Annotated in this window: 24 protein-coding genes; 12 read left to right on the top strand and 12 right to left on the bottom strand. The window is 70.4% G+C overall.

The features are described from left to right. Positions 1-210, top strand: a 210-nt coding sequence (locus ABT186_RS37675; protein ID WP_351928932.1) for an alpha amylase C-terminal domain-containing protein, incomplete at its 5' end; no start/stop codon positions are given. Between the two features lie 242 nt (positions 211-452). On the opposite strand, the gene ABT186_RS37670 is transcribed toward ABT186_RS37675, so the two are convergent. The 4 genes from ABT186_RS37670 to ABT186_RS37655 form a co-directional block, all read right to left on the bottom strand. Then, complete coding sequence (locus tag ABT186_RS37670; protein WP_351928936.1) at positions 453-2,708, bottom strand: HelD family protein; 2,256 nt, start codon at positions 2,706-2,708, stop codon at positions 453-455. A gap of 164 nt (positions 2,709-2,872) precedes the next feature. Then, positions 2,873-3,205, bottom strand: a complete 333-nt coding sequence (gene trxA / locus ABT186_RS37665) for a thioredoxin (protein ID WP_351225542.1) — start codon at positions 3,203-3,205, stop codon at positions 2,873-2,875. Next, positions 3,202-3,630, bottom strand: a complete 429-nt coding sequence (locus ABT186_RS37660; protein ID WP_351225544.1) for a MerR family transcriptional regulator — start codon at positions 3,628-3,630, stop codon at positions 3,202-3,204. Before ABT186_RS37660 ends, trxA begins: the two co-directional genes overlap by 4 nt. Positions 3,631-3,673: 43 nt before the next feature. Then, entirely contained in the window at positions 3,674-4,189 is a 516-nt protein-coding gene (locus ABT186_RS37655) for an Lrp/AsnC family transcriptional regulator (RefSeq protein ID WP_351225545.1), read from the bottom strand. Positions 4,190-4,271: 82 nt separating this feature from the next. Here ABT186_RS37655 and ABT186_RS37650 point away from each other — a divergent pair, with 82 nt between their 5' ends. The 3 genes from ABT186_RS37650 (at position 4,272) to ABT186_RS37640 (ending at position 6,526) form a co-directional block, all read left to right on the top strand. After that, a complete protein-coding gene (locus tag ABT186_RS37650) occupies positions 4,272-5,174 on the top strand; it encodes an NAD-dependent epimerase/dehydratase family protein (RefSeq protein WP_351928930.1) in 903 nt (300 codons plus the stop codon). 1 nt (position 5,175) lies between these two features. After that, the gene (locus tag ABT186_RS37645) at positions 5,176-6,057 is read left to right on the top strand and encodes an aldo/keto reductase (protein ID WP_351928928.1); all 882 of its coding nucleotides are present in this window, start codon (positions 5,176-5,178) and stop codon (positions 6,055-6,057) included. A 202-nt stretch (positions 6,058-6,259) separates the two neighbouring features. Beyond that, positions 6,260-6,526: a hypothetical protein gene (locus ABT186_RS37640; RefSeq protein WP_351928926.1), complete on the top strand. Its 267-nt coding sequence runs from the start codon at positions 6,260-6,262 to the stop codon at positions 6,524-6,526. Here the strand turns inward: ABT186_RS37640 and ABT186_RS37635 are convergent. Together ABT186_RS37635 and ABT186_RS37630 are read right to left on the bottom strand one after the other, a co-directional pair. After that, complete coding sequence (locus ABT186_RS37635) at positions 6,516-7,286, bottom strand: DUF2127 domain-containing protein (protein ID WP_351225553.1); 771 nt, start codon at positions 7,284-7,286, stop codon at positions 6,516-6,518. The two genes, ABT186_RS37640 and ABT186_RS37635, sit on opposite strands and share 11 nt — an antisense overlap. Positions 7,287-7,389: 103 nt before the next feature. Further along, positions 7,390-9,102, bottom strand: coding sequence for an MFS transporter (locus tag ABT186_RS37630; RefSeq protein ID WP_351225555.1), 1,713 nt, complete (start codon positions 9,100-9,102; stop codon positions 7,390-7,392). A 152-nt stretch (positions 9,103-9,254) separates the two neighbouring features. On the opposite strand from ABT186_RS37630, the gene ABT186_RS37625 reads away from it, so the two are divergent. Beyond that, on the top strand, positions 9,255-9,872 hold the full coding sequence (locus ABT186_RS37625) for a TetR/AcrR family transcriptional regulator (protein ID WP_351225557.1): 618 nt from the start codon (positions 9,255-9,257) through the stop codon (positions 9,870-9,872). A 186-nt stretch (positions 9,873-10,058) separates the two neighbouring features. Here ABT186_RS37625 and ABT186_RS37620 read toward each other — a convergent pair whose 3' ends face one another. Continuing rightward, the gene (locus tag ABT186_RS37620) at positions 10,059-11,435 is read right to left on the bottom strand and encodes a cation:dicarboxylate symporter family transporter (RefSeq protein ID WP_351225559.1); all 1,377 of its coding nucleotides are present in this window, start codon (positions 11,433-11,435) and stop codon (positions 10,059-10,061) included. A gap of 238 nt (positions 11,436-11,673) precedes the next feature. Between ABT186_RS37620 and ABT186_RS37615 the strand changes: the two genes are divergently transcribed. From ABT186_RS37615 to ABT186_RS37605, 3 genes are all read left to right on the top strand, one after another. Next, positions 11,674-13,341 (top strand): sensor histidine kinase, encoded by a 1,668-nt coding sequence (locus ABT186_RS37615; RefSeq protein WP_351225561.1) that lies wholly within the window; start codon positions 11,674-11,676, stop codon positions 13,339-13,341. Between the two features lie 40 nt (positions 13,342-13,381). Beyond that, the gene (locus ABT186_RS37610; protein ID WP_351225563.1) at positions 13,382-14,071 is read left to right on the top strand and encodes a response regulator; all 690 of its coding nucleotides are present in this window, start codon (positions 13,382-13,384) and stop codon (positions 14,069-14,071) included. A 217-nt stretch (positions 14,072-14,288) separates the two neighbouring features. After that, on the top strand, positions 14,289-15,011 hold the full coding sequence (locus ABT186_RS37605) for a helix-turn-helix domain-containing protein (protein WP_351928934.1): 723 nt from the start codon (positions 14,289-14,291) through the stop codon (positions 15,009-15,011). A gap of 100 nt (positions 15,012-15,111) precedes the next feature. Here the strand turns inward: ABT186_RS37605 and ABT186_RS37600 are convergent, their stop codons facing one another. Then, positions 15,112-16,137, bottom strand: coding sequence for an ATP-dependent 6-phosphofructokinase (locus ABT186_RS37600; protein ID WP_351928924.1), 1,026 nt, complete (start codon positions 16,135-16,137; stop codon positions 15,112-15,114). Between the two features lie 242 nt (positions 16,138-16,379). Here ABT186_RS37600 and pta point away from each other — a divergent pair, with 242 nt between their 5' ends. The 3 genes from pta (at position 16,380) to pyk (ending at position 21,204) form a co-directional block, all read left to right on the top strand. After that, positions 16,380-18,470 (top strand): phosphate acetyltransferase, encoded by a 2,091-nt coding sequence (gene pta / locus ABT186_RS37595; RefSeq protein ID WP_351928920.1) that lies wholly within the window; start codon positions 16,380-16,382, stop codon positions 18,468-18,470. Then, positions 18,467-19,675, top strand: coding sequence for an acetate kinase (locus tag ABT186_RS37590; protein WP_351225571.1), 1,209 nt, complete (start codon positions 18,467-18,469; stop codon positions 19,673-19,675). Before pta ends, ABT186_RS37590 begins: the two co-directional genes overlap by 4 nt. 98 nt (positions 19,676-19,773) lie before the next feature. Then, positions 19,774-21,204 carry a pyruvate kinase gene (gene pyk, locus ABT186_RS37585; RefSeq protein ID WP_351225573.1) on the top strand — a complete coding sequence of 477 codons (1,431 nt, stop codon included), beginning with the start codon at positions 19,774-19,776 and terminating at the stop codon, positions 21,202-21,204. Between the two features lie 160 nt (positions 21,205-21,364). On the opposite strand, the gene ABT186_RS37580 is transcribed toward pyk, so the two are convergent. The 4 genes from ABT186_RS37580 to ABT186_RS37565 form a co-directional block, all read right to left on the bottom strand. Next, the gene (locus ABT186_RS37580; RefSeq protein WP_351928919.1) at positions 21,365-22,669 is read right to left on the bottom strand and encodes a hypothetical protein; all 1,305 of its coding nucleotides are present in this window, start codon (positions 22,667-22,669) and stop codon (positions 21,365-21,367) included. Continuing rightward, on the bottom strand, positions 22,659-23,222 hold the full coding sequence (locus ABT186_RS37575) for a DUF6114 domain-containing protein (RefSeq protein ID WP_351225577.1): 564 nt from the start codon (positions 23,220-23,222) through the stop codon (positions 22,659-22,661). The genes ABT186_RS37580 and ABT186_RS37575 overlap by 11 nt, the downstream gene beginning before the upstream one ends. 129 nt (positions 23,223-23,351) lie before the next feature. Continuing rightward, entirely contained in the window at positions 23,352-24,011 is a 660-nt protein-coding gene (locus tag ABT186_RS37570; protein WP_351225579.1) for a DUF6230 family protein, read from the bottom strand. 622 nt (positions 24,012-24,633) lie between these two features. After that, the gene (locus tag ABT186_RS37565) at positions 24,634-25,608 is read right to left on the bottom strand and encodes a tetratricopeptide repeat protein (RefSeq protein WP_351225581.1); all 975 of its coding nucleotides are present in this window, start codon (positions 25,606-25,608) and stop codon (positions 24,634-24,636) included. A gap of 202 nt (positions 25,609-25,810) precedes the next feature. Between ABT186_RS37565 and ABT186_RS37560 the strand changes: the two genes are divergently transcribed. Beyond that, positions 25,811-26,437, top strand: coding sequence for a TetR/AcrR family transcriptional regulator (locus ABT186_RS37560; protein WP_351225583.1), 627 nt, complete (start codon positions 25,811-25,813; stop codon positions 26,435-26,437). Positions 26,438-26,693: the final 256 nt, after the last annotated feature.

The raw sequence follows: 26,693 nt of genomic DNA, 5'->3' as shown, positions 1-26,693 counted from the left end.
CCGGTCGTCCGCCACGACTACCGCCTGGGCGTACCCGACGACGTCCCCGCCTGGCACGAACTCGTGAACACCGACAGTGCGCGGTACGGCGGCAGTGACGTCCTCAACCCGGACCCGCTGAAACCGGAACCGACACCCTGGCACGGCCGCCCGGCAAGCATCCTCCTGTCTCTTCCCCCACTGTCCACGCTCTGGCTCCGCCCGGCCTGAGTTCCGTCCCGTCACCAGGGGGAAGAAGGGCGACCGGCGCCCCAGCCGCCGCCGACGTGGTCCAACCGGCCAAGGCCGCCGACCGGTGGAAGCCCTACCGCAGCTGGGTCGCTTCCTGCTCCGCGTCCGCGCCCAGGACACGGACCGGCCGGGCCCCGCGGGCCACGGTGCCCCGCCACCGTCGTGGTCCGTGCCGCGCGGACATGACGAGCGCCCAAGCGCGGCCGGACCCGCACGCCGACCTATGTGGCGGCGGATGCGGCGGCATCGTCGGGAAGCGCCAGCGCCTTCGGCAGCTCCCCGCTGTACAGCACCCCCAGCCGCTGCGTCGCCCGCGTCAACGCCACGTACAGGTCACTCGTGCCGTAGCGCCCGGGCTCCACCACCAGCACGGAGTCGAACTCGAGACCCTTGGCCTGGCGCGGGTCGAGCAGTACCACGGTCCGGGTCAGGTCCGGTTCCGCGCCCGCGGTCACCCCGTCCAGCCGCGCGGCCAGCGGCCGGTGCAGATCGCGCGGGGCGATCACCGCCAGTCGGCCCTCGGCGGGGGTCAGCTCCACGACCGCCTTGGCCACCGCGCCGGGCAGATCGTCGGGCGCACGGCGCGCCCATGGCCGTACCCCTGTCGACCGCACCGAACTCGGCGGTTCGAAGTCCGGTTTCTCGGCCCGCACGACCTCCGCCGCGAGATCCATGATCTCGGAGGGGGTGCGGTAGTTGACACCGAGGCGCGTGTGCTCCCAGCGGTCCTCCACGTACGGCGAGAGGATGTCCGACCACGAGCCGACCCCGGCGGCCTCGGCCGTCTGCGCCGGGTCGCCGACCAGCGTCATCGAGCGGGTCGGGCTGCGCCGCATCAGAAGCCGCCACGCCATCGGCGACAGTTCCTGCGCCTCGTCGACGACGATGTGCCCGAACGCCCAGGTACGGTCGGCCGCCGCGCGTTCGGCGGCGCTGCGGTGGTCCGCCTCCTCGTGCCGCTCCGCGAACCGCTCGGCGTCGATGATGTCGTGTGCGGACAGCACTTCCGAGGCGTCAGGATCACCGTCCTCCTTGTCCTCGAACTCGTACGTCCGGGACGCGTACGACACGTCCAGCACGCCCTGCGCGTACGACACCTGCGTCTCGCGCTCGCGTTCGGCGCGGGCGCGCGCCACCCGGTCGTCCTCGCCGAGCAGTTCGGCCGCCTCGTCGAGCAGCGGCACGTCGGCCGTCGTCCATGCGCGTGTGACCGGGCGGCGGATCGCGGCCGCGTCCTCCTCGGACAGGTACCCCTCCGGGGAGGCCAGGAAGTCCGCGACCAGCCGCTGCGGGGTCAACCGTGGCCACAATTCGTCGATCGCCGACCAGACTTCGGGGTTCTCCGCCAGCTCGTCGCGGATCTGGGTGATGTCACTGGCGTCGAGGAGGTTCGACCCGTCGTAGGGGTCGGTCCCGATGCGTTCGGCGACCATGTCCGTCAACGTGTTCAGGATGTGGCCCTCGAAGTGCTCGCGCGCCACGTTGTGCGGCAGCTTCGCGGCGCGGGTGCGCTCGCGCGCCACGTTCACGAGCCCGTCGTCGAGCAGCAGGACGTCCCGGTCGTGCTCGATGGCGATCACCGGGTCGGGCAGCGCCTGCCGGTCGCTCACGACGCGGGCAAGCACGTCCGCCATCTCGGCGCGGCCCTTCACGGCGGCCGCCTCGGGCGTGTCGGCCTTGGTGGCCTTCACCCCGGGGAACAGCTCGCCGACCGTGGCGAGCAGCACACCTGTCTCACCGAGCGAGGGCAGCACCTCGCCGATGTAGCCGAGGAACGCCGGGTTCGGGCCGACGATGAGGACGGCACGGCGGGCGAGCAGCTCCCGGTGCTCGTAGAGGAGGTAGGCCGCCCGGTGCAGCGCGACGGCCGTCTTGCCGGTGCCCGGCCCGCCCTCCACCACCAGTACACCCCGGTGGGGCGCCCGGATGATGCGGTCCTGGTCGGCCTGGATCGTCTGCACGATGTCGCTCATCCGGCCGGTGCGGGCCGAGTTGAGCGCGGCGAGCAGCACGTCGTCCCCGGCCGGGTCCTCATGGCCGGTGCGTTCGCGGTCGCCGACGTCGAGGAACTCGTCGTGCAGGGCGGTGACCCGGCGCCCGTCGGTGGCGATGTGCCGGCGCCGGCGCAGGCCCATCGGGGTGTGGCCGGTGGCCAGGTAGAAGGGGCGGGCGACATCTGCCCGCCAGTCGATCAGGACCGGTGTGCGGTTCGCGTCGTCGGTGCGCAGCCCGATACGGCCGATGTGGTGGCTGACCCCGGAGGTGAGGTCGATACGGCCGAAGCAGAGCGAACCGTCCACCGCGTTCAGGGCGGCCAGCAGCCCAGAGCGTTCGGCGACGAGGATGTCCCGCTCCAGCCGGGCCTGCATGGGCTTGTCGCCCTGCGCGAGCGCGTCCGCGACGGAGGTCTCGGTGTCGCCGCGCAACAGGTCCACGCGCGCGTACAGTCCGTCGATGAATTCCTGCTCGTGCCGCAATTCATCGTCCGGAAATTCGGTGTTTGACAATTCCGCTCCCGCCCGGATATACTGTGCCTACTTAACTCTCCGCGACCAGCCCATTTCAAGTCGCGAACCATTGAATATACGCAGAAAAATCCCCCGAGCGCAATTGCTCGGGGGATTTCTTCATGCGGACGGCGTCACAGCACGTCGGACAGCTCCTCGCGCAGCCGCCGCTTGGGACGCGCCCCCACCATCGACTTCACGGGCTCGCCGTCGCGGAAGACCATGAACGTCGGCATCGACAGCACCCTGTACGCGTTCGTCGTCGCCGGATTGGTGTCCACGTCCAGCTGCACCACCTTGAGCCGGCCCTCCTCCTCGGCCGCGAGGTCGCTGAGCACCGGCCCCATCTGCCGGCACGGCGGGCACCAGTCTGCGGTGAACTCCACCAAGACGGGCAGCTCCGCGCCGATCACCTCCGTCTCGAAGTCCGCGTCCGTCACCTCGCCCACGCCTGCCGCCCTGATCACCACTGCTGCCCTCCCAGTTCGCACACCGGATCCGGACCGCCCGGAACCGCCGCCTCGGCCGCCAGCGCCTGACGCGCCCCCTCCGCCCTCACCAGTTGCTCGCCGACCTTCGCCCGCACCGCCTGCAACTCGCCGATCAGCGCGTCGAGTTCGTCCAGCTTGCGCCGGTAGACCGCAAGCGACGCCGGGCACGAGTCGCCCTCCGGGTGCCCGGCCCGCAGACACTCCACGAAGGGCCGCGTCTCCTCCAGGTCGAACCCGAAGTCCTGCAGCGTCCGGATCTGGCGCAGCAGCTTCAGATCGCGCTCGTCGTAGGTGCGGTACCCGTTACCCGAGCGCCGCGCGGGCAGCAGGCCCCGCGACTCGTAGTACCGCAGGGTCCGCGTGGTGGTCCCGGCCCGCGCCGCCAGCTCGCCGATTCGCATGGACTCGACCGTAATCCTTGACGCCGACGTCAGGGCAACGCCCTCAGCCGGGCGGCAGCAGAGGCTTCCGCTCCACCGGCGAGGACAGCACGATCGACGTCGTCGTACGGCCCAGGGCCGAGGTCTGCTCCAGGACCTCCTCCAGGTGCACGGTGTTCGCGACGGCGACCTTGAGGATCCAGCAGTCCTCGCCGACCACATGGTGGACCTCGATGATCTCGGGGCGGTCGATCAGCTCCAGGGTGCGGGGGTGCTTGAGGGTGTAGCCGCCGTGCGGGTCGACGCGGATGAAGGCCTGGATGCCGTAGCCGAGCCGGGCGGGGGCGACATGAGCGCCGTACCCGGTGATGACACCGACGGCCTCCAGCCGCCGTACGCGCTCGGTGACCGCGGCCGGGCTGAGCCGCACCCTCCGTCCCAGCTCGCTGAGCTTGATCCGGCCGTCGGACTGCAGCTGCTGGAGGATCTGCCGGTCCAGCGCGTCGAAGGCCACCGACGTTTCGTTGGTGGCGGCCCGCAGATGCCGTGGTTCTTTCGGTGCCGCGGCTGCATCTCCCATGGTTCCCCCTTCAGGACGGGCTCATATACCGCGAGAATTATGGCCGTAAAGCCCAACAGATGAATTCGGGGGAGGAACCATCGTGCGCGAGGTATGTGTCATCGGCGGCAACCGCTATTTCGGGAAACGCCTGATCGCCCGGTTGATCGCCGCCGGTGACCGCGTGACCGTCATCAATCGGGGTTCGGCCCTGCCGCCCGCCGGGGCGATTCATCTCGTCGCCGACCGCGATGACGAGGAATCCCTGCTGAAGGCGCTGGGCTCGCGCACCTTCGACGTCGTCGTCGACCAGGTCTGCTACACCCCGCGCCAGGCGGCGATCGCCCGCCGCGTCTTCGCCGGCCGCACGCGCCGCCATGTGATGACGTCGACGGTCGAGGTGTACGAGTACGAGAACTCGCCCGCGCCGGTGCGCGAGGACGCCGTCGACCCGCGCACGGTCGCGGTGGACCTCGAACTCCCCTGGGACGACGAGGAGTTCGTGGCGGCACACTACGGCGAGGGCAAGCGGCAGGCCGAGGCGGTGCTGGCGGCCGATCCGGCGTTCCCGTACGCCGCCGTGCGCGTCGCCCATGTGCTGGGCGGTACCGACGACTTCACGGGCCGCCTCGACCACTACGCGTCCCGGATCCGCACCGGCGCCCCGATTCTCGTACCCAGCCGGAACCACCCGGCGACGTACATCCACGTCGAGGAGATCGCCGACTTCCTCGCCTGGGCGGTGGGCCAGGACTTCACCGGTCCGGTGAACGCGGCGTCCCACGGGGTGCTCACCACCGAGGAGCTGTGCGAGGCGGTGGCCGCGCACATCCCGGACGGCAGGACCGTCTTCCGGCGCGTGGAGGTCGGCGAGGTCTCGCCGTTCGCGTTCACCCGCTCGTACGGAATGGACAACTCCAGGGCCACGGGGCTCGGTTACGCATTCGGGCACGCGAGGGAATGGCTGCCGCGGGCGGTCGCGGAGACGCTGGGGAAGGGCGACTGACGTGCGGTTGCGGACACTTGGCGGCCGGTCCGTCGGGGCCATCGGGCTGGGCGCGATGCCCCTGTCCACCGAGGGCCGCCCGGACGAGGCCCGCGCGATCGCGACCGTGCACGCGGCGCTCGACGCCGGGGTGACCCTGCTGGACACGGCCGACTCGTACCATCTCCCGGGCGCCGAACCCGGCCACAACGAACGTCTGCTCGCCCGCGCCCTCGCCACGTACGGCGGGGACACGTCGGACGTCCTGGTCGCCACGAAGGGCGGCCGCGGGCGACCGGCGGACGGCAGCTGGACCGTCACGGGGGCGCCGCGCCATCTGCGGGCGGCCGCGGAGGCGTCCCTGAAGCGGCTGGGCGTGGCCGCGATCGGCCTCTACCAGCTGCACAAGCCGGATCCCAGGGTGCCGTACGAGGATTCCCTGGGCGCGCTGCGCGACCTCGCCGACGAGGGGAAGGTCCGTCTCGTCGGCGTCTCCAACACGACGTCGGACCAGATCCGCCGGGCACACGAGGTCCTGGGCGACCGCCTGGTGTCGGTGCAGAACCGCTACTCTCCCGCGGTCCGCGACAGCGACCCGGAACTGCGGCTGTGCGCCGAGCTGGGCCTGGCGTTCCTGCCGTGGAGCCCGCTGGGCGGCATCTCCCGCAGCTCCCTGGACGGCCCGTCGGCCCTGGAGATGCCCGCGTTCCCGGCGTTCCACGAGGTGGCGCGGGAGAGGGGGGTGAGTCCGCAGCAGGTGTGCCTGGCCTGGCTGTTGACGCTCTCGCCGACCGTGATCCCGATCCCGGGAGCAAGTCGCCCGGAGACGATCAGGGATTCGGCGGGGGCGGCCGACCTGGAGCTGACGGCGGAGGAGGTGGAGCGTTTGAACGCGTCGGCCTGAAACCAGGGGCGTCCGGCCCCTCGGGGCCCTCGCGGGCGGCTCGGTCGGCATCACGGCCAGGGCGAGCCATGCCGAGCCGGCCGAGGCCACGGGCCGGCCGCCCGCGACAGTCGCCCGCCGGATCGCCGGGCTCCAGGCGGCCGGTGCGCTCTTCTTCGGCGTCGACCTGAACGACACCCTGCTGGGTGCGACCGCCCAGGCGATGCTGTGGATGTCGGTGGCGCCGGCGCATCTGGACGAGGTGACGCGCACGCCGGCCGGTCATGGCGAGCCGGCCTTCGTCGCGGGGCAACGACCAGCCCCCGCGAACCTGGTCGCCCAGGCGCTGTGCCCGGACCCGCCCGCGCTGCGCGACTACCTGGCCCGCCGCCTCGGCGCCCTGGACGCGATCCGCTCGCTGGAGTCGGCGCCGGTGCTGCGTACGGTCAAGGCGGCGGGCCCACTGGGACCCGTACGGCTCAGGAGGTGACCACGACCCCCGCGGACTCCTCCACCTCCAGCAGCGACGCGCTGCGCCGCTCCTCCTCGAACGCCTTCCGGCCGCCGCGCAGCCCGAACAGCCGTTTGGCGATGGCGATGTAGAGAACCGCGAGGATGTTGAGGATCAGGGTGGCGATCTTCAGTCCGCTGACGTGCTCGGTGAGTTCGTAGATCTCCAGCGGGAGGAAGGCGGCGGTGGCGACCACCGTCAGGTACTCCGCCCAGCGCTTGGCGTACCAGAGGCCGACCGCCTCGACGAGCTCGATCAGCGCGTAGGCCAGCAGCAGCGCTGCGACCAGGAGGAGCGTGGAGTGCTTGTAGCCGAAGGTCTTCTGGATGGAGCCGACCACGGGCGAGTGGTCGAGGTCGTAGTGGAAGTGCTTGAAGACGGGCCGGAAGACATCCAGGTTTTCGTTGAAGAGCCGCCGCACCGCGTCCTGGCTGTTGCTGAACTTCCACACGGCCACCGCGACCAGCACGATGAACACGCCGCGCACGGCCCGTTCGATCGCGAGGAAGCGCAGGATGAACAGGTCGCGCAGCACTTTGCCGCGCGGAACGAGCGGTGCGTCCGAGGCCGGGCCCGAACCGTGCGGCTCGCCCAGCACGAAGTCCCCGCAGCGCAGGCACCGCCACGCGTCCCCGACGGCCGTCTGGGCGTGCAGCCGCGCCCGCAGCCGGGGGTCGTCCGGCGCGTAGGTCACATGCCCGCGGCGCGCGCAGTGGCGTCGGTCCCAGTCGATCTTCATACCCCCGTGCCTTTCACTGAAGGTGCCGTGCCGGTGGTCCGGCACGGCACGGTAGTGCATGAACTACGAGACGTAGGTGCAGGGGGCGGGGTTCCCCGCGAGGTCAGCGGGTTCCGGCGGCCACCGGCTCCCGGCCTTCGGCCTGTCCGTCGGCCTGCCCCTCGGCCTGTCCCTCGGCCTGTTCCCCAGTCTGGGGCACACGCTCCTTGCGCGGCAGCAGCACCCCGACCAGCACGGTGCCGACGCCGAGGATCACCGCGCCGATCAGGCTGGTGTGGGCGACCGCGTCCGCGAACGACGAGCCGACCGCATCGGCCATCTCCCGTGCGCCGTGCGCAAGCTGGTCGGCCTGGGCCTTGAGCTGGGCCGCCTGCTGGGCGTTCTGGGCGTGCGCGGCCTGCTCGGCGAGCTGCCTGGCCTTGTCGCCGATGCCCTGCGCCACCGCGTAACCGGCGCCGACCGAGTCCTGCGCGGTGTCCAGCGCGCCGGCCGGGAGCCTGCTGCCGGCCGTGGCGTCCGACAGGTGCGAGGAGTACGACCCGGCCAGTACCGAGCCGAGGAGGGCGATGCCGAGCGAGCCGCCGAGTTCCAGGGAGGTGTCGTTCACCGCGCCGCCGACGCCCAGTTCGGACTCGGGGAACGCCCCCATGATCGCGTCCGTACAGGGCGAGAGCGCGAGGCCGATCGCCAGGCCCAGGATCACCAGGGGCAGTACGAAGTCGCCGTACGAGGATCCGGAGTCGACCCGGGTGAGCAGCGCGAGCGCCGCCGTGCCGCCGACCATGCCCGCGGTCACCGTGGTCTTCATACCGACCCTCGGCGTGAGGTACCCGGTGAGCGCCGAGCCCACGAACACCGCCCCGGCGAGCGGCAGCATCCGCACTCCGGTGTCCAGTGCGTCGTACCCGAGGACGAACTGAAGGTGCTGGGTGAGGTAGTAGAAGGCGCCGAAGACCGCCAGGAAGAACAGTGCGACGGCGAGGTTGGAGCCCGCGAACCGGCGGTGCGCGAAGCGGCGTACGTCCAGGACCGGGCGCGGGTGACGCAGTTCCCACAGGACGAAGGCCACCAGCCCGACACCCGCGACGACGGCGGCCGTGATCGCCTTGACGCCCCAGCCGAAGTGCGGCCCCTCGATGATCATGTAGACGAGCGAGCCGACCCACACGACCGACAGCAGTCCGCCGACGTAGTCGATCCGCTCGTGATGCCCGGCCCTGGACGGCGGTACGAGGACGAAGGCGCCGATGAGCGCGACCGCGGCGATCGGCACGTTGATCAGGAACGTGGACGACCAGCCGTGGTGCTCGAGGAGCGCCCCGGCGACCAGCGGACCGGCCGCGATGGCGAGCCCGGCGGTGGCGGTCCACAGGGTGATCGCCTTGGCCCGTTCGGCGCGCGGGAAGGTCGCGGCGAGGAGGGAGAGCGTGGCGGGCATGATGAGCGCGGCGCCCACGCCCATGACAGCGCGGGCCGCGATGACCGCCGAGGCGCTGTCGGCGAGGTAGCCGAAGACGGCCCCGCCGCCGAAGACGACGAGCCCGAGGGCGAGCGCGCCGCGCCGGCTGTACTTGTCGCCGATCGCGCCGAGCAGCAACATCAGCGCCGCGTACGGGACGGTGTAGCCGTCGATGACCCACTGCAGGTCGGCGCTGGACAGGCCGAGGTCCTGGGTCATGTCGGGCGCGGCGACCGTGAGGGCGGTGTTCGCCATCACGATGATCAGCAGGCTCAGACACAGCACGAGCAGCGCCCACCAGCGCCGGGCGTAGGGCCGGTCCATCCTCTCGACCGGTTCGTTCATGACGAGACGCATGAGTACGGACCTTTCTCTTCCTCGCGTCACCACTTGCACAGCGCTGTGCAATTGCTCAATGATGTGCAATGTACGACGTTGCACAGGCATGTGCAAATGAAGGAGGTGGAGGCCCTGTGGAGGCGTACGGAAGCAGCCCGGGGCCGTGCACAATGGCAGCCATGACCACGGGTAACGCCAGCCGGGCCGATGCCAACCGCCGCCGCATCCTGGACGTCGCGCTCAGCGAGCTGCTGCGCGACCCCGATGCGTCCATGGACCAGATCGCGCGGGCCGCGGGCGTCGTACGGCGCACGGTCTACGGGCACTTCCCGAGCCGTGAGGCGCTGGTCAGCACGCTCGTCGACGGTGCGGTGGAGGCGGTGGCGGCGGCGCACGCGACAGGCCGGGAGGGGGCCGAGGACCCGTCGGAGGCGGTGGCGCGCTCGGTGCTGGCGGTCTGGGAGATCGCCGACCGCTACCGGCTGCTGGTGGCGCTCGCCCAGCGCACGGTCACCATGCAGGGCATCCGCGAACGTCTCGCCTCCGTCCGCGACAGCGCCGTGGACGTGCTGCAGCGCGGCCTGGACGAGGGAGTCTTCAGCTCCGCACTCCCCGCGCCCGCCCTGGCGTATGTGCACGAGCAGATCCTGTTCGCGCTGATGGAGGCGGTGAACGACGGCCTGCTCGCCCCGGAGGAGGCGGGCCGCTCGGCGGCGGTCACGGTACTGACGGCGGCGGGCGTGTCGGCGACGCAGGCCGAAGCGCTGGTGGCGAAGGTCAGCGGCTGACCGCAGGAAAGAGCCGAGCGGCCGAGCCCACGGGGGGAGGCTCGACCGCTCGGCGGTTTGCTGCCCGGTCGTCCGGCCCGGGTTCAGGCGGGGCCGGACGACCGGCGTATCGGGGGCGCATCGCGCCCCAAAGGGGCGCGGGGAACTGCGCGACCAGCCACAACCGGCCCGCAGGCGCCCGACCGCCTAGGCCAGCGCAGCGCTCTCGCGCTGCTCGGACACCTCAGCAGGCGCAGCCACCTGGTTCTCATCGAGCAGCGTCGTCTCGTCGAACGGCAGTTCACCCGCGAGCACCTGCTGGACGCGCGCCTTGTCGATCTCCTTCGTCCAGGTGCCGATCAGGACCGTGGCCACGGAGTTGCCCGCGAAGTTGGTCAGGGCGCGGGCTTCACTCATGAAGCGGTCGATGCCGACGATCAGACCGACGCCGTCGACCAGCGCGGGCTTGTGGGACTGCAGACCGCCGGCCAGCGTCGCGAGACCGGCGCCGCTGACGCCCGCCGCGCCCTTGGAGGCGAGAAGCAGGAAGAGCAGCAGCGGGATCTGCTCGCCGATCGACATCGGCGTGCCCAGGGCGTCGGCGATGTAGAGCGACGCCATGGTCATGTAGATCATCGTGCCGTCGAGGTTGAAGGAGTAGCCGGTCGGGACGGTGATGCCGACCACCGGCTTGCTGACGCCCAGGTGCTCCATCTTCGCGATGAGCCGCGGCAGCGCGGACTCGGAGGAGGAGGTGGACAGGATCAGCAGGAACTCACGGGCGAGGTACTTGAAGAGCGTGAAGATGTTCAGTCCTGCCACGATGCGCAGCAGCGCGCCGAGCACGATGAAGACGAACAGCACACAGGTGATGTAGAAGCCGAGCATCAGCACGGCGAGGCTCTTGAGCGCGTCCACACCGGCCGAGCCGACGACTGCGGCAATGGCGCCGAAGGCACCGATCGGGGCGGCCCACATCACCATGGAGAGAATGCGGAAGACGAGCCGCTGGATGTGCTCGATGCCGCGCAGCACCGGCCGGCCGACCGGGCCCATCGCCTGCAGCGCGAAACCGGCGAGGAGAGCCACGAGGAGGGTCTGCAGGACCTGGCCCCCGGTGAAGGCGGAGACGAAGGTCACCGGGATGATCGAGAGCACGAAGTCGACCGGCGGCAGCGCGTCGGGCGACACCTGGGCGTGGCCCGACGCCTTGATCGCATTCGTCAGGTGAAGGCCCTCGCCGGGGTGCAAGATGTTGCCGACGACCAGGCCGATGCCGAGCGCGACCAGGGACATCACCAGGAAGTAGCCGAGCGCGATACCGCCGACGGTACCGACCTTGGCGGCCTTCCGTACCGAGCCGATGCCCAGCACGATCGTGCAGAAGATGATCGGGGAGATCATCATCTTGATCAGGTTCACGAAGCCCGTGCCGAGGGGCTTGAGCTCGACCCCGGTGTCGGGCCAGATCAGGCCCACGGCGATGCCGAGCGCCACCGCGATGATCACTGCTATGTAGAGATAGTGGGTGCGGTCCCGCTTGGCTGCGGGCGCGGCAGGTGCCGTTTGGGGTGTGCTGGCCACGGCGGCCCTCCTCGACGACGTCGTCGGCTCTTCCGGCGTGCGGCTCACGTCCGGGGGATTACCGGGAGGCGCGCTCCCGGGGGCCGGGAGGCGGGGGGGCGCTCCCGGGGGCCGGGAGGCGGGGGCGCGCTCCCGGGGGGATGCGGTGACTATCTCCCGCCTTGTGAGGGCGGTCACCCTTCCGTTCATTTAGTTCACGCTTATATGGCGAGCCAGAACGCCGAGGCAGACTGAATGCATGCACATCCCCCGTCTCCCGAGGCCCCGCAGTCTGGCCGGCCAGCTTTTCGGGATGCAGGCCGTGCTGATCGCGGTGCTCGTCGCCGGGTACGCCCTGTTCACGTACATCAGCGACCGCAGCGAGGCGCGGGACTCGGCGGCGCGCCAGGCCGTGGCGGTCGCCCGCTCGATCGCCGACGCGCCCTCGGTACGGCAGGCGATCCACACCACCGATCCGACGGCCCGGTTGCAGCCGTACTCGCTCCAGGTCCAGCGCGACACGGGCGTCGACTTCGTCACGATCATGGACCCGCAGGGCATCCGCTGGACCCACCGTGACCCGGACCAGATCGGGAAGCGCTTCCTCGGCCACATCGCCCGCGCCCAGCACGGCGAGACCTTCACCGAGACCTACACCGGCACCCTCGGCTCGTCCGTGCGCGCGGTCACCCCCGTCGAGGAGGGCGGACACGTCATCGGCCTGGTGAGCGCGGGCATCAAGGTCGACTCGATCAGCGCGCGGGTCCAGGACCAGGTGAAGGCGCTCGTCGGCGTCGCCGGAGGCGCCCTCACGCTGGGCGCGATCGGCACCTACGTGATCAACGCCCGGCTGCGCCGCTCCACCCACGGCATGAACGCGACCGAACTGAGCCGTATGCACGACTACCACCAGGCCGCACTGCACGCCGTGCGCGAGGGCCTGCTGATGCTGGACGGCCAGTTCCGGGTGGCGCTGATCAACGACGGCGGCCGGGAGCTGCTCGGGGTGAGCGGTGACGTGGTGGGCCGTTCGGTGGCAGACCTGGGCCTGCCCGCCCCGCTGACGGGCGCGCTGCTCTCCTCCGAACCCCGGGTCGACGAGGTCCATCTCGCCGCGACACGCGTCCTGGTCGTGAACACCTCCCCGGTCTCCGGCGGCGAACGCCGGGGCACGGTGGTCACGCTCCGCGACGTGACGGAACTCCAGTCCCTGACGGGCGAGCTGAACTCGGAGCGGGGCTTCACCCAGGCACTGCGCTCCCAGGCGCACGAAGCGGCGAACCGCCTCCACACGGTGGTCTCACTGATCGAGCTGGGCCGCGCGGAGGAGGCCGTGGACTTCGCGACCGCCGAGCTGGAGCTGGCCCAGGCGCTCACGGACCAGGTGGTCGCGGCGGTCAACGAACCGGTGCTGGCGGCCCTGCTGCTGGGCAAGGCGGCACAGGCGAACGAGCGGGGCGTGGAACTGGTGGTGTCGGAGGACAGCCGCATCGACGACGGTCTGCTGCCCCAGTCGCTCCCGGCCAGGGACCTGGTCACCATCCTGGGCAATCTGATCGACAACGCGGTGGACGCGGCGCAGGGGAGCATGCGGGCTCGGGTGACGGTGACGGCGTACACGCAGGGGTCGGAACTGGTCCTGCGCGTATCGGACACGGGCACGGGCGTGGACCCGGCCCACGCGGAGGCCGTCTTCGAACGGGGCTGGTCGACGAAGCAGCCGACCACCGCCGGCGGCCGCGGCCTGGGCCTCGCCCTGGTCCGCCAGACGGTCCGCCGTCATGACGGCACGCTGACGGTGTCGGGGGCGGCCGGGGGTGGGGCGGAGTTCAAGGCGCGGATCCCCTTGCCTACCGTGGGGGCGGCCGCTCCGGCAGAGCCGACGTCGTCGGAGGCCGAGGCTGCCCTGTCCGGAGGTGACGCATGAGCCGCGCCCGTACCGCGTCCGCCGTGCCTGGAGGTGACGCATGACCGAGCCCATCCGTGTACTCGTCGTGGAGGACGATCCGGTCGCCGCGGACGCACATGTGATGTACGTCGGTCGGGTGCCCGGGTTCACGGCGGTCGGCAAGGTGCACACGGGGGCGGAGGCGCGGCGGGCCCTGGAGCGCACGAAGGTGGACCTGCTCCTGCTGGACCTGCATCTGCCGGATGGGCACGGACTGCAGCTGGCGCGGTCGCTGCGGGCGGCCGGCTACCACGCGGACGTCATCGCGGTCACGTCGGCGCGGGATCTGGCGGTGGTGCGGGAGGGGGTCTCGCTGGGGGTCGTCCAGTACGTACTGAAGCCGTTCACTTTCGCGACGCTGCGGGACCGCCTGGTGCGGTACGCGGAGTTCCGCAGGGCCGCGGGCGAGGCGAGCGGCCAGGACGAGGTCGACCGCGCACTGGCGACGCTGCGGGCACCGGGCCCGGCGGCACTGCCCAAGGGACTGAGCGCACCGACGCTGGAGCGGGTGACCGAGGCCCTGCGGGAGTCCGAGGAGGGGCTCACGGCTGCCGCTCTGGCGGAGGCCGTGGGGATTTCACGGATTACGGCGCGGCGGTATCTGGAGCACCTGGTGGAGGCGGGGCGGGCCGGGCGGAGTCCGTTGTACGGGCAGGTGGGGAGGCCCGAGTTGGTCTATCGGTGGGTTCGGGGGGCACGGGGTCAATGAGACCGGCGGCCGAGGCCCGGACTTCGGCTGCCCTGTCGAACGCCTCCCTCAGGGGGGCCGACGCCTCCGGTTCGCAGGAGCAAGCGGCGACGAAGCCGGCTGGGCGATTTGGCAGTACCTCGGGCCCCAAACCACTCACGGCCGAAACCGTATGTTCCTACAATCCGTGAGTGTGGCCGAACAGACCGTAGTCACCGCAGCCCCGCGCCCCTACGTTGTGCCCGTGCACCGACCGCAGGCCCAGCAGCCCACCCCGCCCACCCCACCGTTCAACGCTCCCGCCGCCCGCAGAATGCGGACAGCCCTCGGTATGGCGCCCGAGCACGTCGCATACGGTATGCGCTCCTCGTACGGCCTCCCCTATGTCACCCCCGACCTCGTGATCGCCTGGGAGCGCGGGACCGCCACGCCGAGCGCCCAGGAACTCACCGCGCTCGCCGGCATGTTGTGGTGTTCACCGGGCGAACTCATCGGTGCCCCGCGCACCCTGCGCGAGCATCGCATCGCGCGCGGGCTGGCGCCGGAAGACGTCGCGCACGCCGTGGGGATCGAACTCCTCGCCTATGTGCGGATGGAGGAGGCGGGCGAGTGGCGCGGCACCGACCGGCAGTCCGCCGCCCTCGCCGACGTGCTCGACCTGTCCCTGCCCGACTTCATCACCGTCACCGGGCGCAACGGCAGGCTCGCCGAGCTGCTGCGCAGCGCGGTCACCACGCGCTGGCAGGCGTACGTCCGCCCGCTCGGCAAACTGCTGCCCCTGGACCGGCGGCTCCTGGAGGACGTCCTCACGGAGATGCACGCCGGCTACCAGGGGCAGATGGTCGCCACGCTCAGCTGGGGCACCGCAGCGGCCGCGGCCGGCTCCGGCGAGGCCGGCCGCGACTATCTCGACCACATCGTCGAGAACTTCTGGTCGACGGTCGAGACGATCACAGACTGAGGATCGAGGGCTGAAGGAACAAGGACTGAAGGAACAAGGGCTGAAGGCACAAGGGCTGAAGGCACAAGGGCTGAAGGCACAGGGACTTGAGGAATCCCTACTAGAAGACCGACTCCGCCTCGTCCATCCGGTCCTTCGGCACCGTCTTCAGCTCGGTCACCGCCTCCGCCAGCGGCACCATCACCACATCCGTACCGCGCAGCGCCGTCATCATGCCGAACTCGCCGCGGTGCGCCGCCTCGACCGCGTGCCAGCCGAAGCGGGTCGCGAGCACCCGGTCGTACGCGGTCGGCGTGCCGCCGCGCTGGACATGGCCGAGGATGACCGGCTTGGCCTCCTTGCCGAGCCGCCTCTCCAGCTCGTACGCCAGTGCCGTGCCGATGCCCAGGAAGCGCTCGTGGCCGTACTGGTCGATCTCGCCCTTGCCGTAGTCCATGGTGCCCTCGGCGGGGTGCGCGCCCTCGGCGACACAGACGACCGCGAACTTCTTGCCGCGGGCGAAGCGTTCTTCGACCATCTTGACCAGGTCGGCCGGGTCGAAGGGGCGCTCCGGGAGGCAGATGCCGTGGGCGCCGGCCGCCATGCCCGACTCCAGCGCGATCCAGCCGGCGTGGCGGCCCATGACCTCCACGACCATCACACGCTGGTGGGACTCGGCCGTGGTCTTCAGACGGTCCATGGCTTCGGTGGCCACGGTCACCGCGGTGTCGAAGCCGAAGGTGCGGTCCGTGGACGAGATGTCGTTGTCGATCGTCTTGGGGACGCCGACCACCGGCAGGCCCGCGTCCGAGAGCATCCGCGCCGCCGTGAGCGTGCCCTCGCCGCCGATCGGGATCAGGGCGTCGATACCGAAGTCGCGGATCATGTCCGAGGCGTTCTCACAGGCCTCGCGCAGGCGGTCGCGCTCCAGGCGGGAGGAGCCGAGAATGGTTCCGCCGCGCGCCAGGATGCCGCTGACGCCGTCGAGGTCGAGGGTGCGGTAGTGACCTTCTAGCAGGCCCCGGTAGCCGTCCTCGAAGCCGATCACCTCGTCGCCGTACTGCGCTACCGCTCGGTGCACGACCGACCGGATCACTGCGTTCAGGCCCGGGCAGTCGCCGCCTGCGGTGAGTACTCCGATGCGCATCGTGCTGTGTCTCCTGCTCGCTGTTGATACCGGTGAGCCAGTCCGATTGTTTCACGGCCCACAGGGCGATGCCGCTCCCGCCCGGACACTCGGACCGGGAGGCGCCTTAACCAGCCGCAGAGGTATTGTCAAGGGGGTTCCGCTCACCCTCGCGGATGATTTTCGCAGGTCACGGAACCCCACAATTTCACCCAGGATCGGTCAGGAAGCCCCCACCCCCACAGACGAAACGGAGAGCACGCGTGACGCGCAGCGTGTACGTGACCGGTATCGACCGAGGCGACGGCCGTCAGGTCGTCGAACTGGGAGTCATGGAGCTCCTGACCCGGCAGGTGGACCGGGTGGGCGTCTTCCGCCCCCTCGTCCATGACCGGCCGGACCGTCTCTTCGAGCTGCTGCGCGCCCGCTACCGGCTCTCCCAGGACCCGGCGACCGTGTACGGGCTGGACTACCCCGAGGCGTCCGCGCTCCAGGCCGAGCGCGGGACCGACGAGCTGGTGTCCACGCTCGTCGACCGGTTCCACGCCGTGGCCCGCGACTACGACGTCGTCCTCGTTCTCGGCACCGACTTCGCCGACACCCAGCTCCCGGACGAACTGTCCCTCAACGCCCGGCTCGCCAACGAGTTCGGGGCGTCCGTGATCCCGGTCGTGGGCGGACGGAAGCAGACCGCCGAGTCCGTGCGCGCCGAGACACGCAACGCCTATCGCGCCTACGACGGGCTGGGCTGTGACGTCCTCGCCATGGTCGTCAACCGCGTGGCCCGCGAGGACCGGGACGAGATAGCCGGGCGGCTCGACTCGCGGCTTCCCGTGCCCTGTTACGTCCTTCCCGACGATCCTGCCCTGTCCGCCCCCACGGTCGCCCAGATCACGCACGCGCTCGGCGCCAAGGTGGTCCTCGGTGACGACTCGGGCCTGGCGCGGGACGCCCTCGACTTCGTCTTCGGCGGCGCCATGCTGCCGAACTTCCTCAACGCCCTGACTCCGGGTTGTCTTGTGGTGACCCCGGGCGACCGCGCCGATCTGGTCGTCGGCTCGCTCGCCGCGCACAGTGCCGGCACCCCGCCGATCGCCGGTGTGCTGCTCACCCTCGACGAGGTGCCCAGCGAGGAGATCCTCACTCTCGCCGCCCGCCTCGCCCCCGGCACCCCGGTGATCTCGGTGTCCGGCAACAGCTTCCCCACCGCCGCCCAGCTCTTCTCCCTGGAGGGGAAGCTGAACGCGGCCACCCCGCGCAAGGCGGAGCGGGCGCTCGGGCTCTTCGAGCGGTACGTCGACACAACGGACCTGCTCAAGAGGGTGTCCGCCCCGAGCAGCGACCGGGTCACCCCGATGATGTTCGAGCACAAGCTGCTGGAGCAGGCCCGCGCCGACAAGCGCCGGGTCGTGCTCCCCGAGGGCACCGAGGAGCGCGTGCTGCACGCCGCCGAGGTGCTGCTGCGACGCGGTGTCTGCGACCTGACCCTGCTCGGACCCGTCGACCAGATCCGCAAGAAGGCCGCCGACCTCGGCATCGACCTCGGCGACTCCCAGCTGATCGATCCGGCCACCTCCGAGCTGCGTGAGACCTTCGCCGAGAAGTACGCCCAGCTGCGCGCCCACAGGGGTGTCACGGTCGAGCTGGCGTACGACGTCGTCGCCGACGTCAACTACTTCGGCACCCTCATGGTCCAGGAGGGCCTCGCCGACGGCATGGTCTCCGGGTCCGTGCACTCCACGGCCGCCACCATCCGGCCCGCCTTCGAGATCATCAAGACGAAGCCGGAATCGAAGATCGTCAGCTCGGTCTTCTTCATGTGTCTCGCGGACAAGGTCCTCGTCTACGGCGACTGCGCCGTGAACCCCGACCCGAACGCCGAGCAGCTCGCCGACATCGCCGTCCAGTCGGCCACCACCGCCGAGCAGTTCGGTGTGGAGCCGCGGATCGCGATGCTGTCGTACTCCACCGGCACCTCCGGCTCGGGCGCCGATGTCGACAAGGTGCGCGAAGCCACCGAGCTGGTGCGGCTGCGCCGGGGCGATCTGAGGATCGAGGGGCCGATCCAGTACGACGCCGCCGTCGAGCCCAGCGTCGCGGCGACCAAGCTGCCGGACTCGGAGGTCGCCGGGCAGGCGACCGTGCTGATCTTCCCGGACCTCAACACCGGCAACAACACCTACAAGGCCGTGCAGCGCTCGGCCGGCGCGATCGCGGTCGGCCCGGTCCTGCAGGGCCTGCGCAAGCCCGTCAACGACCTGTCCCGGGGCGCCCTCGTCCAGGACATCGTCAACACGGTCGCCATCACGGCGATCCAGGCCCAGACCCCCAACGAGAAGGCAACCGCCCAGTGAGCCCCTCCCGCGTCCTCGTCCTCAACTCCGGCTCCTCGTCGGTGAAGTACCAGCTGCTGGACATGCGTGACGGCAGCCGGCTGGCCGTGGGCCTCGTCGAGCGCATCGGCGAGCAGACCTCCCGGTCCACGCACACGGCGCTGCTCACGGGCGAGACCCGGGAGCAGAACGGCCCGATCGCCGACCACCACGCCGCCCTCAAGGCCGTGGCCGAGGAGCTGTCCAAGGACGGCCTGGGACTCGACTCGCCCGAGCTGGCCGCCATCGGCCACCGGGTGGTGCACGGCGGCATGTTCTTCACCGAGCCGACCGTCATCGACGACGCCGTGCTCACCGAGATCGAGCGGCTGATCCCCGTCGCGCCGCTGCACAACCCGGCCAACCTCACCGGTATCCGTACGGCCATGGCGCTGCGCCCGGACCTGCCGCAGGTCGCCGTCTTCGACACGGCGTTCCACACGACCATGCCGGAGTCCGCGGCGCGCTACGCGATCGATGCGAAGATCGCGGACCGGCACCGGATCCGGCGGTACGGGTTCCACGGGACCTCGCACGCGTATGTGTCCCGGGCGACCGCGAAGCTGCTGGGCAAGGCTCCGGAGGACGTCAACGTCATCGTGCTGCATCTGGGCAACGGGGCGTCCGCCTCGGCGGTCAGGGGCGGCCGGTGCGTGGACACTTCCATGGGGCTCACGCCGCTGGAGGGGCTTGTGATGGGGACGCGCTCGGGCGACCTGGATCCCGCGGTCATCTTCCATTTGATGCGTGTTGGCGGAATGTCCATGGACGAGATCGACACTCTCCTCAACAAGAGGAGCGGTCTGTTCGGGCTGTGCGGCGACAACGACATGCGGGAGATCCGCCGCCGGGTCGACGAGGGAGACGAGGAGGCGCGACTCGCCTTCGACATCTATATCCATCGGCTGAAGAAGTACATCGGTGCCTACTACGCGGTACTCGGCCGGGTGGACGCCATCGCCTTCACCGCCGGGGTGGGCGAGAACGCGGCCACGGTGCGGGAGGCCGCCGTTGCGGGCCTGCAGGAGCTGGGCCTGGCGGTCGACGGCGCCCTGAACGCCGTACGCGGCGACGAGCCGCGGCTGGTCTCGCCCGCGTCCGCGCGGGTGGCGGTCGCCGTGGTTCCGACCGACGAGGAACTGGAGATCGCCACGCAGACGTACGCACTGGTCGGAAAGGGCAACTGAACGAATTCGACCGGATCTCGCCTGAGCGCGAACCCGCCCATTTGTATTTTCCGCCAGACGGAATATTCCGTAGCGAAACAAACCGATAGGATCGCCCCATGCGCCGTTCGAAAATCGTCTGTACTCTCGGCCCCGCGGTCGACTCCCACGACATGCTCGTCGCACTGATCGAAGCCGGCATGAACGTGGCCCGCTTCAATTTCAGCCACGGCACGCACGAAGAGCACGAGGCGCGGTACGTCCGCGTCCGTGCCGCGTCCGCCGAGACCGGCAAGGCCATCGGTGTCCTCGCCGACCTGCAGGGCCCGAAGATCCGTCTGGAGACCTTCGCGGAGGGTCCGGTCGAGCTGGTGCGCGGTGACGAGTTCACCATCACCACCGAGGACGTTCCGGGCGACAAGCACATCTGCGGTACGACGTACAAGGGCCTGCCCGGTGACGTCTCCAAGGGCGACCAGATCCTGATCAACGACGGCAACGTCGAGCTGAAGGTGCTGGACGTCGACGGCCCCCGGGTGAGGACGATCGTCATCGAGGGCGGCGTCATCTCCGACCACAAGGGCATCAACCTGCCCGGCGCGGCGGTGAACGTCCCTGCGCTGTCCGAGAAGGACATCGAGGACCTGCGCTTCGCGCTGCGCATGGGCTGCGACCTGGTCGCGCTCTCCTTCGTGCGGGACGCCGACGACGTCAAGGACGTCCACCGCGTCATGGACGAGGAGGGCCGCCGCGTCCCGGTCATCGCCAAGGTGGAGAAGCCGCAGGCGGTGGCCAACATGGAGGACGTCGTGATGGCGTTCGACGGCGTGATGGTCGCCCGTGGCGACCTGGCCGTCGAGTACCCGCTCGAGAAGGTCCCGATGGTGCAGAAGCGGCTCATCGAGCTGTGCCGCCGCAACGCCAAGCCGGTGATCGTGGCGACCCAGATGATGGAGTCGATGATCACCAACTCCCGTCCGACCCGCGCCGAGGCCTCCGACGTGGCCAACGCGATCCTGGACGGCGCGGACGCGGTCATGCTGTCGGCCGAGTCGAGCGTGGGTGCTTACCCGATCGAGACGGTCAAGACGATGTCGAAGATCGTCGTCGCGGCCGAGGAGGAGCTGCTCTCCAAGGGCCTGCAGCCCCTGGTTCCCGGCAAGAAACCGCGGACTCAGGGCGGTTCGGTGGCCCGTGCCGCCTGTGAGATCGCGGACTTCCTGGGCGGCAAGGGCCTGGTGGCCTTCACCAAGTCCGGCGACACCGCCCGCCGGCTGTCCCGCTACCGCGCGGCCCAGCCGATCCTGGCGTTCACCACGGACGAGGCCACCCGCAACCAGCTCGCGCTGAGCTGGGGCGTGGAGTCGCACGTCGTGCCGTTCGTGCACAGCACCGACGAGATGGTCGAGCTGGTCGACCATGAGCTGATCAAGCTGAACCGGTTCAACGTGGGCGACATCGTGGTCATGACCGCCGGTTCCCCGCCCGGCGTCCCGGGCACCACGAACATGGTCCGCGTCCACCACCTGGGCGAGGGCCGCCGCGGCTGATCCGGCTCGCGTACGAACCCGAGGGCGCCCCCTGTGGCAGGGGGCGCCCTCGGTGTTTCACGGGGTCGGCCGACGCAGAGCTGTGGCCCGGCTCCCCGCGTCGGCGGGGGAACCGGGCCACAGCTCTTTTCGCGGCTCCCGAACGGGTCTTGAGTGATGCTCAGCTCGCTCCGGTGACGTACTGGTGCATGCCGGGCACGGTCAGCGTCCCGCCGAACTGGCCGGCCTGAGTGACCTTCACGTTGGTGAAGTAGATCAGCGGGATGTTCAGCGGCGGCGGGTTGTCCGGGCTGAATGTCACCGGGATCAGACCGAACAGGTTGCCGGAGATGCTCTCCGTGTACATCACGGTCGTGCCGTCGCGGATCGTCGACGTCGTGCCCTTGCCCGCCTGGACGTGGTACGTCTCGCCCTTCTGGCCGTCGACGAGCTGGTGCAGATCGCCGATGTCGGTACCACCGGAGATCACGTACTTCAGGACCTTCTTGACGGTGCCGTTGGCCGTGCGCACCTTGACGATGCCCTGGTAGTCGGCGCTCTTGAGCAGCAGCGAGCTGGCCTGAAGGTGCCACGGGGCGTCGGGCAGGGCCAGGGTCTTCTCGACACCGCCCTGGGCGTCGGTGGCCGCGACGCAGTTGGCCGGGGTGGAGCTCGCGGACGGGCTCGGGGTCGCGGACGCCGCCGCCGACTTCACGGTGTCGGCCGCCTTGGTGGCCTCGGAGGCCGCCTTCGTCGCCGTGTCCGTCGTGTCCTTCACGGTGTCCTTGACCGTGTCGGTGACCTTCTTGGTCGTGTCCTTGACGGTGGAGGACGTGTCCTTCGTCGCGGGCGCCGAGGCGGACGCGGACGGCGTGGGGCTTGCGCTCGCCGACGAGCCCGAGCCTGATGCGGAGCCACCCGTGAGGACACCGTTGATCGCGTCCCCGATGGTCTCCAGCAGGTTCTTGCCGCTCTCGGAGGCCGACGGGCTCGGCGTGGACGCACCGGAGCCCGACGACGTGCCGGACGTGCCCGCCGAGGACTCGGACGCGGACGGCGCGGGCGCGGCCTTGCCGCCGGAACCTGAATCCGACGAAGAGGTCTTGTCCGACGTCTTGTCCGCCGACTTGTCCGCGGAGGCCGTGGCCGACGGCGAGGGCGTGTCGGCCGACTTGGACGCGCTCGCCGAGGCGGACGGCGAAGGCGAGGACGAGGCGTCCGAGGAGCCGTTCACCGCCTCGACGCACTTCTGGTACTCCTCGGCCGTCAGGGCCTTCGACGACGGGTGGTCGTCGGCGCGGGCGAACGTGGAGTTCAGTCCCATCCCCATGAAGACCGCCGTCGGCATCGCCGCCAGCGCGATCGCCTTGCCCGCAGGCATGTGGAACCTGTTGAACAGCGGCTTCCTTGGGGCCGCGTGCCGCGGCCCGGATCTCACACGGGACGCATCCGCGTCAGTCCCGTGGGTCACCTCGTCAGCCGGCACTGTGCCTCCCGTTCGCCCCGTTGGCCGGGCTCGTTCCTGACAGATCGTTCGGCTCGCCCACCTGGTCGACGGCACCCGCGTCGACGGCACCCGCGTCCACGCCCTCCGGCGTTCCGCCGCCCGTCTCGGCGCCCAGCCCGGCCTGCGGCTCGGGCGGTACGCCGGGCGCCCAGGCGACCGCCATCGCACCGCCCACCAGGGCGAGCAGGAAGCCGACCACGAAACCACCGAAGTTGGACACCGGCAGGGACACCAGCCCCAGCAGGATCGACGCGACGCCCGCGAAGGTCCGGATGTGCTTCTGGAACCAGAGACTGATGCCCAGGACGACCAGCAGCACGCCGATGATCAGGGACCCGGCTCCCGCTGTGGTGGACATCGCCAGCGTGAGGTGCCCGATCTGGAGGTGGTAGTACGGGAAGTAGATGATCGGGCCGCCGGCCAGCAGGACGAGGAGTCCGGCCCAGAACGGACGGGTGCCCCGCCAGTCGCGGAAGCGCCGCCGGAAGACGCTGAGATAGTGCTCGTTCTGCGCGGGCGACTCGGCGTTCATGGAAAAGCTCCCTGGAGCGGTGTTGCTGCGGTGAGGGTGGTACTGCGGTGGTGATGTGGGGGGTGTGTGAAGCATGTGGGCCCAGAGCGGACGGGCGGGGGCTTCAGGCCCCCGCCCGTCACCGAGTGCCTAGTAGCACTCGTGAGTACCCGTCGACAGCGACATGTGCAGACCGGGCAGCGTGAAGGTTCCGGCGGTGGTCGCCCACGCCGTCTGCTTCACGTCGCTCAGGTCCGCGGATTCGGCCTGCTGGGCGAAGCCGTTCGGGTTGGCCTGCTCGCCGCCACCCTTCATGCCCGGGCCCTTGCCGCCCTTGCTGGCGGCCGTGTCGCCGGCGGCCACACCGATGTCGATGCCGTGGAACACGGCATCCGCGCCGAGGTCCTCGACGTCGATGTACAGGTTGTCGGCCGTGACCTGCTTCTTCTCATCCGTGCTGTCGCCCGCCGTCAGCGTGAGGCTGACGGAGCCGAGCACCGGGATGTTCGGGGTGACGACCGACTGGCACATCTTCTGGATGCGGGCGCTCTTGAACGAAGAGACCGCGACGGGGTGAGCCGTCTTCCCGCCGGAGAGGGTGTACCCCTGGTCGATGGCCCCGTACTGCGCGAAGCCCTCACCGTGGAGATTCTGCGCCGTGACCTTGAACGACTGCCCCGACACGCTGAACGACGCGGCCAGAGCGCCCTGCGCGAGGGCGACACCTATCGCTGCCGTAGCGGCGACGCTGGGCACCATGACCACAGCGAACCGCTTCCATCTGGTCCCGCCACGCACCTGGGACTCCATATTTCCTCCTTCTCGGACGTACATCTCCTGACCCCAGCTCGCTACCGGTCGGCGGCTCAGCCGGGCAGGGATGGGAGAAGTGCTACGTCCTCGGGAAGGAGAGCGCCCGCACTCGGAGGCACCAACCGCGCCCGAATCACCGGCGATCACCCCCGAGCGACAACCACTGGTCGCGCCTGACACGCATCACGCACAACCTGCCGGACAGGCTCCGCCGCGGCGGAGACCCCCCTGTCCAGGACCCGGCGCCACTGCCGCCGGCTCCTGCTCGGTGGGGACCCACGAACAATCCGTTGACCCAGCTGGCTGTCGGGTACGGCGATGGACCGAGCGTCGCCGATCGTGGTGCATTCTCGCCGCCCCCGCAAGGGGGTTCGTTACTCACTAGTAACGGCCGGATAACCGAACTACGACCCGTCGGTATCGTCCGGCAACTCTTCGTGGCGCAAAGGGGGATGGCGAAACGGTTGAAGTGCGGACAGAAGCCGACAGAATCAAGGCTCCGACTTACTCCCAGTAACAGCGGCCGCGATTACCAAGATTTGGTAAAGCACGGCCGCCGTGTGCCTCTGTCGGCAAATCTTTCACTCGGGCATCACAAGCCCGAGCGTTTAGCAACTGGTCAGAACAAAGCCCTCGCGAGCGCCCGACGCGCCGCCGTCACACGCGGGTCGTCGGCACCGACCACCTCGAAGAGTTCCAGCAGCCGCAGCCGTGCGGCGTCCCGGTCGTCCCCCGCCGTACGCTGCACGGTCTCGATGAGCCTGCCGAACGCATCCTCCACGTGCCCGCCCACCAGATCCAGGTCCGCTGCGGCGATCTGTGCCGGTACGTCACCGGGCTTCTCGGCGGCGTCCTTGCGCACCTGCTGCGGGTCCAGTTCCTGCACCCGCTGCAGCAACTCGGCCTGGGCGAGGCCCAGCTTGGCCTCCGTGTTGCCCGGGTCGTCGCTCAGCACGTTCTTGTACGCCTGGACCGCACCGCTCAAGTCACCTGCGTCCAGGGCCTGTACGGCGGCCTCGAGCAACGCGTCGTAGGGGCCTGCCGGGACCTGGGGGGCCGCCTGTGCGCCTCCCGGCTCGGCGTCGGGGTCGACGATCAGGCCGGTCAGCCCGAAGCGCTGCTCGGCCACCTGGACGAGCTGGTCGAGGGTCGCACGGATCTGCTGCTCGGGGGCGGCACCCTGGAAGAGGGGCAGCGCCTGCCCGGCGACGACGGCGAAGACGGCCGGGATCCCCTGGACCCCGAACTGCTGCATCAACGTCTGGTTGGCATCGACGTCGATCTTGGCGAGCACGAACCGGCCGTTGTACTCGACGGCCAGCCGCTCCAGGACCGGGCTCAGCTGCTTGCAGGGCTGGCACCACTCGGCCCAGAAGTCGATGACGACCGGCACCTCGGTGGACCGCTGCAGGACGTCGAGCTCGAACCCCGCCTCATCGACGTCGATGACGAGGTCGGCCGGGGAGACCGCCCCTCCCCCGCCCTCCCGCGCCGCTTCGGCGCGCGCCCGCTCCGCCTTCGCCTTGGCCTCCTGGGCTGCCTTCACCGCGGCGAGGTCGACGACTCCGCTCATGGACATGTTCCGTGGCTGCATGAGTACATCCTCCCCCTTCCGTACGCCGCTGCGAAAAGCGTTGCGAAAGCCGTGCCCGGCGGATCACCGTCCGCGCCGGGTCCCCACCCACACCAGTGGTTTCGCTACGAGTCGTAGCGTAATGGCACCGAGTGCCTCGGGAACACCATCCCCTGGTGATGTCCCTCACGGCCGCACAGCAACAGCCGGTTATGGTCATGGGATGCAGAGCCGTCCCGCTCCACGCGCCACAGGACGCCCCCGCAGCGCCGAGGCGGACACCGCGATCCTCGCGGCCACGCGGGAGGCCCTGGTGCAGATGGGCTGGTCGAAGCTGACGCTGGGGGACGTGGCGACGCGGGCGGGCGTTGCGAAGACGACGCTGTACCGCCGCTGGGCGGGCAAACACGAACTGGTCGTGGACGCGGTCGCCGAACTCTTCGACGAACTGGAGCTCCCCGACCGCGGCAGCCTCGCCGCCGACATCGAGGGCGTTGTCCTGCAGTTCGCGGCGATCCTGGACCGCCCGGCGGCCCGGAGCGGCCTGATGGCGGTGGTCGCTGAGTCGACCCGCGACGACGCCTTGCGCGAGCGCATCCGCGCATCGATCGTGGAGCGGCAGAAGCGGCTGGTTCTGGAGGGCCGGGCACGCGCCCAGGCCCGCGGCGAACTCCCCCCGGAATCCGACCCGGACGAGACGGCCCGCACGGTCGACCTGATCTTCGACATGGTGGCGGGCGCGGTGGTGCACCGCACTCTGGTCAGCGCGGAACCGGCGGACGAGGAGTGGGTGCGCGGCTTCACACGGGTGCTGCTGTACGGCCTGGCGGGAGCCTCACAGGACGCCTAGGGCGCCGCCGCGGCTACCGCCCGGCCCTGTGGATCAGCCGTTGGTGAGGCGCTCGTCAGTCCGGCGGTGGCGAAGGAACCCGTGCACGGAGTCGGTCTCCTGGTACGCCGTGCCGATGGAGATCGCCGCGTTCGCCGACGCCCGTGCCTTACACACGGAAACGCGGGGGGCCCCCCGGCGCACGGGCCGGGGGCGGCGCGGGGGGGGGAGACCTCCGAATACGGGGGGGGGCCGGGACCCACCCCCCCCCGCACCA

This window comes from Streptomyces sp. NPDC001634 (assembly GCF_040298185.1).
In the GTDB taxonomy this organism is placed as follows: Bacteria; Actinomycetota; Actinomycetes; order Streptomycetales; family Streptomycetaceae; genus Streptomyces.
Note: the sequence above shows the minus strand (reverse complement) of the source record. Positions and strands in the feature narration are given on the sequence as shown.